The sequence below is a fragment of the Dendronalium phyllosphericum CENA369 genome (assembly GCF_016056275.1).
GTDB lineage: Bacteria > Cyanobacteriota > Cyanobacteriia > Cyanobacteriales > Nostocaceae > Dendronalium > Dendronalium phyllosphericum.
Map to the genome: position 1 here is coordinate 1 of NZ_JAECZA010000134.1, position 7,824 is coordinate 7,824.

Consider the following 7,824-nt stretch of genomic DNA (forward strand, 5'->3'; position numbering starts at 1 on the left):
TATCTGTATACTTCTAACTTGAAAGTGCTGAGTGCTGAGTGCTGAGTGCTGAGTGCTGAGTGCTGAGTAAAAATACTAGTCTCTAGTCCCCAGCCCCATTTTCATAGCCATGCATGAAAATTTTTTCATCGAGACTGCCTTCTGCCTCCTGCCTCCTGCCTCCTGCCTCCTGCCTCCTGCCTTCTACTTATCCCAAATCGGCAATCATTAGTTTTTTGCTCTTTTGAATTTTAGCTTCAGTTGCAATTCATCTTTAATACGGTTAAGAATAGAAGTTTCATCAAGGTTTGCCAAAATCTTAGCGATCGCAACTTTTGGCCCATCATTTCCCCAAGTTGCTCCATTGGCTAAGTAAACCTTGGTAACTTGTCCAATACCATAAGAAGAAACACCAGCTACCCCAGCTTGAGTGAGTGCCACCGATATATACGGGCCAAGAGTCGCCCCAGCAGTGGCAGATGCGGAGACTCCAAGTAACGTTTTTAGCCCACTCAAACCCAAGTTTGCCAACAATTCGCTAACACCAATACCGCCCATACTCAAGGCGATTTTTTGTAGCAACTGTACTGCACCGCTTTCACTCATCGGAATGCCATAAAGTTTAGATAAACCCAGAATTAGGACAATATCAATGACTACACTACTGAGTATATCTACCACAGTCACAGGATTGAGAGCGATCGCAACTGCCTTAGTCATCACCGCCTTCCAAATCAACTGATTGGCATTTTGTTCTCGAATCATTAGTTTGCGCTGCACCAATTGCTCGTTTACGGTGTCAGCATAAAGCATGGTGTTAAGAGCAACCAAAGCTTTGCCCTCACGGTGCAGAATCTCCAAGATTTTCAGCTTCAGTTCCTCGACTTGAGCGCTACCTGTACGTAACTGCACTCCCCTACTACCATCGGGGCGAAGAATCGCCGTTTTGACCAGTGGCGATGCCGCAGCCATCACAATTTCTAGAGGTGTGACTAACTCCTTCACTCTTTCATCTCGGATTTTGTGGTAAATTGCCATCCGGTCGGCTTCTGGATACTGGTCTACTTTGTTAAACACCAAAACGATCGGTTTACCCGCTTCCCGCAACTGCGATAAGGCTTCGTGTTCTATCTTTGTCATATCGCCAGCAATTACAAACAGAATTAAATCTGCTTGCTTTGCCACCTGTTCGGCTAATGCCGCGCGAGTATCGCCATCTACCTCGTCTAACCCAGGAGTATCAATTAATTCCACCTGAGATTGACCGACACTAGGAAGAGTAACCCGCAAGGCACGTTCGGTTTCCCCAATTGCCTCCTCACTAATACTCCAATTAACTCGTTGGGCGGCGCGAGTGACACCATGCAAAGGCCCAGTTTCAAACACCGTTTCTCCAACCAAGGCATTAAGTAGAGAAGACTTACCCCGTCCTACCATTCCAAAAGCAGCAATCTGTACTACCATGCCGTCTAACTTCCCCAGCATAATTTCCAAATCTGCAATTTCCGCCTCTAAACCCGATTTTTCTTGGGAAGTCAGGTCGAGATTAGCTACTAAGTTGCGTAGCACCGTTTGTGCTTGTTTATAGTTAAGTTCTTTTTGAATGTCTTCAAAGCTGAAAATAGCACTATCTAGTTCTTCCTCCCAATTGTGAGAATTTGCATCAGTGTTGGCTGAATCGCTTTGATGAGGATCGGGCAAGGGCAAAGTCGAAGTCATATCAATTTGCAAGTTGAGATTTAGGATTTGAGATTGACCCCATTTCTTATCCTAGTTATTTTTAGCAGGCGATTGGGGAGCTGGGGAAGAATAATAACTTTTAACTCCTGCCTCTTGTACAGACGCGATTAATCGCGTCTCTACGACAACTGACTCCCAAAAAGTCATAAACTGAAAAATGCATCTATTAGCGTTAGGAATTTGACTAAATCAGCTGTGCGGAAAATTGTTATTGCCGGTAACTGGAAAATGTTCAAAACCCAGGCAGAGTCCGAAGAGTTTTTACAAGGATTTCTGCCCCACTTACAGGAAACGCCTGAAGAGCGAGAAGTACTGTTGTGCCCTCCTTTCACTGACCTCAGTGCTTTATCTAGAAATTTACATGGTAGCCGCGTACAACTGGGGGCACAAAATGTCCATTGGGCAGAATTTGGAGCCTATACAGGCGAGATTTCTGGGCCGATGCTGACAGAAATTGGTGTACGTTATGTAATTGTCGGCCATAGCGAACGCCGACAATACTTTGGTGAAACGGACGCAACCGTTAATCTGCGCCTCAAAGCTGCTCAAAAGTTTGGTCTGACTCCGATTTTATGTGTAGGTGAAACTAAACAACAACGAGATGCTGGGGAAACTGAGTCACTGATTATCAGTCAATTAGACGAAGGGCTGATAAATGTGGATCAGGAAAATTTGGTAATTGCTTACGAGCCGATTTGGGCAATTGGTACTGGTGACACCTGTGAAACAAACGAGGCAAATCGAGTCATTGGCTTGATTCGCAATCAGTTAAAGAATCCCAATGTACCAATTCAATACGGTGGCTCGGTCAAGCCAAATAACATTGATGAGATTATGGCTCAATCAGAAATTGATGGTGTTCTGGTAGGAGGAGCGAGTCTGGAATCAGAAAGTTTCGCCCGAATTGTGAACTATCACTAATCTCATGTATGAGGAGTCAGGAGTTAGGAGGCAGAAGCCAGGAGGCAGAAGGCAGGAGGTACAAGGTAGGAGGCAGAAGTCGCAAGTCGGAGGTCGCAAGTTATTCTCCCTCACTCCCTCATCCCCCTCATCCCCCTCATCTTCCCCTATGGGCGTTCTTCAATTACACGGTCAATTAAACCATATTCTTTCGCCTCTTGGGCAGACATGAAAAAGTCGCGATCCATGTCTTTTTCAATTTTGGCTATAGTTTGACCTGTGTTGCCAGCATAAATCTCGTTGAGCTGGTGACGAATCCGCAGAATCTCTCTAGCTTCAATTTCGATATCGGTTGCTTGCCCACGAGTGCCGCCAGAAGGCTGGTGAATCATAATTCGAGAATGGGGCAATGCCATACGTTTGCCTTTAGTACCAGCAGACAGTAGAAAAGACCCCATAGAGGCAGCTAGACCCACACAAATGGTCACTACATCTGATTTGATGTGTTGCATGGTGTCAAAAATAGCTAAGCCAGAGGTAACCATACCACCAGGGGAATTTATGTATAAATAAATATCCTTACCTGGATCGTCTGAATCCAGATACAGCATTACGGCAATAATTTGGTTAGCAATTTCATCATCAATATCTCGTCCCAGGAAAATAATCCGTTCCCGGTAAAGGCGATCGTAAATGCTTATCCAATCTGTATATTGCCCTCCGGGCATCCGGTAAGGAACTTTAGGAACGCCTATAGGCATTTTCGTTACTCCGTTTAAATTAATTGGGGATTGGGGATAAGAGAGCAGGGGAGCAGAGGAGCACAGGAAAATACCCAACTCTTTACTCAGCACTTCCTTGTACAGACGCGAGCGATCGCGTCTCTCAGCACTCTTTAGAGGACACTTGCAGGTAGTGGAGGATTGGCTAGTTCTTCTTTCTCAAAAACTCTGTCAATCAGACCGTATTCCTTGGCTTGGTATGGTGTCATATAGAACAGCCGATCCATATCTTTAGTAATTTTTTCTGGAGGCTGTCCGGTGGTGCGACACAGAATATCAACCATTGAGGCTTTATTTGCCAAAACTTCCTTCGCCCGAATTTGAATATCCGTTGCTTGACCTTGGGCGTAGCTCTTGGGCTGGTGCAGGATAATGGTGGAGTGGGGCAAACTGGCGCGGCAACCTTTTGTGCCAGCACTGAGCAACATTGCTGCCATACCCATTGCCGAACCAAGGCAGATGGTGTAGATGGGGGGCTTAATGTATTTTATAGTGTCAAATATGGCAAAGGCTTCGGTTTCAAAGCCAATGGGATCGCCACTATAACCGGAAGTGCCGGTCGAGTTGATGTAGATTTTAATCGGCTTTTCGGGGTCGTCGGACTGCAAGTACAGCAGTTCGGCCACGATTAATTCCGTGACAGCAGGAACCAGTGGCATTCCCAGATAGACAATTCTTTCCTTTAATAATAAGGAAGGCAAATCTGGCGGCGGTGTCCGGTAGAAATTATCGCCGTAATAGGGGGCTTGAACAGCCTTGATGGGGGAAATGTCCATAGCAACTGATCGCCTGAAATTATGCCGTTAACTGTAATACATCCTAGCGTGATGCTAGCTCTGTTCAAGTTCGGATTTCTCCCTATTGGGCCAAGAACTGAGCATCTGCCAATGAGTGGCTACTAAGATATTCTGAATATATTATCCGAATTTCTCAATGGATCTATATTAGGTAGGTTTTCCGTAGCGCTAATGTTGCGTTTTGAAGTTATTTATAAATATGTCTATCCTGAGTAGGAAGTTTAGGTTATGAAAGTTAACTTGCAGCCTGTTCTGAATGATGCTAATTTGGACGCGAATCAACCGAGCAGTCAACGACAGTTGGCGATTTCGATTTCGGCGATCGCCCAAACTCAAGACCGTACTGTTCCCCTAAATTTATGTTTAATTCTCGACCATAGTGGTTCGATGAATGGGCGACCGCTAGAAACTGTCAAAAAAGCAGCAACTCAGTTAGTTGACAGACTTAATCCTGGCGATCGCCTAAGTGTTGTTGTCTTCGATCATCGTGCCAAAGTCTTAATACCCAATCAAGTTATCGAAGAACCAGAGAAAATCAAAAAGCAAATTAACCGTTTGGCTGCCGATGGTGGGACGGCAATTGATGAAGGTTTACGCTTGGGTATTGAAGAGTTAGCAAAGGGCAAAAAAGAAACTATTTCTCAAGCCTTTTTATTAACTGATGGCGAAAACGAACACGGTGATAATAATCGCTGTTTAAAATTTGCCCAGTTAGCTGCTAGCTATAATTTGACTTTGAATACTTTGGGTTTTGGGGACAATTGGAACCAAGATATTTTAGAAAAAATTGCTGATGCGGGTTTAGGTACTTTATCTTATATTCAAAAACCCGAACGCGTCGTAGATGAGTTTAGTCGCCTGTTCAGTCGGATGCAAACAGTAGGATTAACTAATGCTTATTTACTATTTTCCCTGATGCCTAATGTCAGACTAGCAGAACTCAAACCCATCGCCCAAGTTGCTCCAGACACAATAGAATTACCATTGCAACAAGAAGCGGATGGACGCTTTGCAATCCGCTTAGGAGATTTAATGAAAGATGCGGAGCGAGTGATTTTAGCTAATATTTATCTAGGACAATTGCCTGAAGGTAAACAAGCGATCGCTAACGTGCAAGTCCGCTATGACGACCCCACCCAGAATCAAATCGGGTTATTTACAGCAAATATGCCCATTTACGCTAATGTAGTCAGGACGTACCAACCAAACCTCGATCCTCAAGTGCAAAAATCTATTTTGGCATTAGCCAAATATCGCCAAACTCAATTAGCCGAGACAAAATTGCAACAAGGGGATCGAGCTGGGGCTGCTACCATGCTGCAAACAGCTGCTAAAACTGCCCTACAAATGGGAGATACTGGTGCAGCAACGGTTCTACAAACTTCTGCCACTCAACTGCAATCTGGGGAAGAATTATCCGAAAGCGATCGCAAGAAAACCAGAATTGTCTCAAAAACTGTGTTGCAAGATACTCCTCCCAAATGAAAGTTCAATTGCTCTGGTCGCTAAATGATACAAATATTGATGCGGCACAATTAAATAACCAACGTCAATTAGCTATTTCAATTTCAGCGGTTGCTGGCGAACTCGACCGACATTTGCCACTCAATTTCTGCTTGATTCTCGATAAAAGTGGTTCCATGCATGGGCAACCAATTCAAACTGTGATTCAAGCAGTGGAGCAATTATTGGATAGGTTACAACCAGGCGATCGCATTTCCGTTGTCGCTTTTGCCGGTTCTGCAGAAGTGATTATTCCTAACCAAGAAATCCACAACGTTGAAAGCATCAAATTGCAACTCAAAAAGAAATTAAATGCTAGCGGTGGCACGGTAATTGCTGAAGGTTTACAACAGGGAATTACGGAATTGATGAAGGGGACAAGAGGAGCTGTTTCCCAAGCATTTCTGCTTACCGATGGGCATGGTGAAAGCAGTTTGAAGATTTGGAAATTGGAGATTGGTAAAGATGACAATAAGCGCTGTCTCGAACTTGCCCACAAAGCAGCTAAAATCAATTTGACGATTAATACTCTGGGATTTGGTAATAGCTGGAATCAGGATTTATTAGAAAAAATTGCTGATGCTGGCGGTGGCACTTTAGCTCATATTGAGCGCCCAGAAGAAGCAGTCGAACAGTTTAGCCGTTTGTTTAAGCGCATTCAGTCAGTTGGGTTAACCAATGCTTACCTATTGTTATCTTTAGTACCCAATGTCCGACTAGCAGAACTCAAACCTATCGCCCAAGTTGCCCCAGACACAATAGAGTTACCCGTACAACAAGAAGCTCATGGAGGCTTTGTTATCCGCTTAGGAGATTTGATGGATGTCGAACGGATAGTTTTAGCGAATATTTATCTGGGACAATTGCCAGAAGGCAAACAGATAATTGGGCATCTGCAAATTCGTTATGACGACCCAGGAGAGAACAAACAAGGTTTACTGTCCCCGATGATACCGATGTATGCAAATGTGGTGCGGACTTATCAACCTGCGGTAGATCCCCTGGTGCAACAATCTGTTTTGGCATTGGCCAAGTATCGCCAAACCCAGTTAGCAGAAGTGAAATTGCAACAAGGCGATCGCACTGGTGCAGCTACAATGTTGCAAACTGCTGCTCAAACCGCTTTACAAATCGGAGATACTGGTGCTGCAACAGTTTTGCAAACTTCCGCCACTCGCCTGCAAGCTGGTGAAGAACTTTCGCAAGCAGACCTGAAAAAAACTCGGATTGTCTCAAAAACTGTTTTACAGCAATAGCCTTTAAAAAGGATAATCCGAAATGAAAACCAGTGGTATTCATCATATAGCTATTATTTGTTCTGACTATGAACGTTCAAAAAAGTTCTATGTATAAGTTTTAGGATTTTCTATTATTCAAGAGACTTTTCGCGCGCAAAGAAATTCTTATAAATTAGATTTGCAAGTTGGAGAAAATAGCCAAATAGAATTATTTTCTTTCCCTAATCCACCTCAAAGAGTTGGCAATCCAGAGGCTTGTGGTTTAAGACATCTTGCATTTAAAGTTGATGATATCGAGCAAACTGTTTCTGACTTGAACAGGACTTACGCAACTGGCACAGCGCGATCGCTATTTTATAGTATTTATGTACTATATCCCACATTCCGCACCTAAAACTGGCACACAGAGAAAGCAGTAAGTAAATTCAGACTATTGGTAAAAATTGAGACAATAAAAACCGAGAAGTAAAGTTAATAGCCAGAATCAGGGTAGAAGTCAAAAAATAAATAAAATTAGCACTCTATAAGCTTCCATCATGAAAAGCTAAAAATAGTTGATGGGAAATAGTGTGAAAATGAATTCGCCCTTGAATATTGAAGTAAAAAATTTAGATCACCTGGGGATAGTAGCAGGAATCATTGATGAAATAGAGTTGGTAGACCAAATAAATAAAATACTGGGACAGCACCCGCAAGAAAAGGTAAGCGCGGGTCAGGCAGTTAAAGCAATGATATTAAATGGGTTAGGTTTTGTATCAGGAACGTTATATATGTTTCCTAAATATATGGATGGCTACGCCTGTGAAAATTTGTTAGGAGAAGGGATATTACCAGAATATTTAAACGATGACAGATTAGGAAGAGTATTAGACCAATTATATTTGA

General features: G+C 43.3%; 7 protein-coding genes and 1 pseudogene. 5 read left to right on the top strand and 3 right to left on the bottom strand.

Features of this window, described 5'->3' with window-relative positions; translation table 11 throughout:
• Positions 1 to 207: 207 nt before the first annotated feature.
• Entirely contained in the window at positions 208 to 1,698 is a 1,491-nt protein-coding gene (locus tag I8752_RS20670) for a GTP-binding protein (protein ID WP_214434171.1), read from the bottom strand.
• Between the two features lie 216 nt (positions 1,699 to 1,914).
• On the opposite strand from I8752_RS20670, the gene tpiA reads away from it, so the two are divergent.
• Positions 1,915 to 2,640: a triose-phosphate isomerase gene (tpiA, locus tag I8752_RS20675; RefSeq protein ID WP_214434177.1), complete on the top strand. Its 726-nt coding sequence runs from the start codon at positions 1,915 to 1,917 to the stop codon at positions 2,638 to 2,640.
• 146 nt (positions 2,641 to 2,786) lie between these two features.
• Here tpiA and I8752_RS20680 read toward each other — a convergent pair whose 3' ends face one another.
• Together I8752_RS20680 and I8752_RS20685 are read right to left on the bottom strand one after the other, a co-directional pair.
• Positions 2,787 to 3,380 (bottom strand): ATP-dependent Clp protease proteolytic subunit, encoded by a 594-nt coding sequence (locus tag I8752_RS20680; protein WP_214434172.1) that lies wholly within the window; start codon positions 3,378 to 3,380, stop codon positions 2,787 to 2,789.
• A 134-nt stretch (positions 3,381 to 3,514) separates the two neighbouring features.
• Complete coding sequence (locus tag I8752_RS20685; protein WP_214434173.1) at positions 3,515 to 4,177, bottom strand: ATP-dependent Clp protease proteolytic subunit; 663 nt, start codon at positions 4,175 to 4,177, stop codon at positions 3,515 to 3,517.
• Positions 4,178 to 4,426: 249 nt separating this feature from the next.
• Here I8752_RS20685 and I8752_RS20690 point away from each other — a divergent pair, with 249 nt between their 5' ends.
• The 4 genes and pseudogenes from I8752_RS20690 to I8752_RS20705 all read left to right on the top strand — a co-directional run.
• Entirely contained in the window at positions 4,427 to 5,683 is a 1,257-nt protein-coding gene (locus tag I8752_RS20690) for a vWA domain-containing protein (RefSeq protein WP_214434174.1), read from the top strand.
• The gene (locus tag I8752_RS20695; protein ID WP_214434175.1) at positions 5,680 to 6,957 is read left to right on the top strand and encodes a vWA domain-containing protein; all 1,278 of its coding nucleotides are present in this window, start codon (positions 5,680 to 5,682) and stop codon (positions 6,955 to 6,957) included. The genes I8752_RS20690 and I8752_RS20695 overlap by 4 nt, the downstream gene beginning before the upstream one ends.
• 22 nt (positions 6,958 to 6,979) lie before the next feature.
• A pseudogene (gene gloA2, locus I8752_RS20700) lies at positions 6,980 to 7,255 on the top strand (SMU1112c/YaeR family gloxylase I-like metalloprotein); the annotation flags it as partial.
• 259 nt (positions 7,256 to 7,514) lie between these two features.
• Positions 7,515 to 7,824 (top strand): DUF4277 domain-containing protein (locus tag I8752_RS20705; protein ID WP_225895794.1); only part of this gene is annotated, 310 nt, incomplete at its 3' end.

What these genes read in the sequence shown, in the direction of transcription:
- I8752_RS20670 (WP_214434171.1), bottom strand. Translation starts at nt 1,698, where the DNA reads ATGACTTCGACTTTGCCCTTGCCCGATCCTCATCAAAGCGATTCAGCC.
- I8752_RS20680 (WP_214434172.1), bottom strand. Translation starts at nt 3,380, where the DNA reads ATGCCTATAGGCGTTCCTAAAGTTCCTTACCGGATGCCCGGAGGGCAA.
- I8752_RS20685 (WP_214434173.1), bottom strand. Translation starts at nt 4,177, where the DNA reads ATGGACATTTCCCCCATCAAGGCTGTTCAAGCCCCCTATTACGGCGAT.
- I8752_RS20690 (WP_214434174.1), top strand. Translation starts at nt 4,427, where the DNA reads ATGAAAGTTAACTTGCAGCCTGTTCTGAATGATGCTAATTTGGACGCG.
- I8752_RS20695 (WP_214434175.1), top strand. Translation starts at nt 5,680, where the DNA reads ATGAAAGTTCAATTGCTCTGGTCGCTAAATGATACAAATATTGATGCG.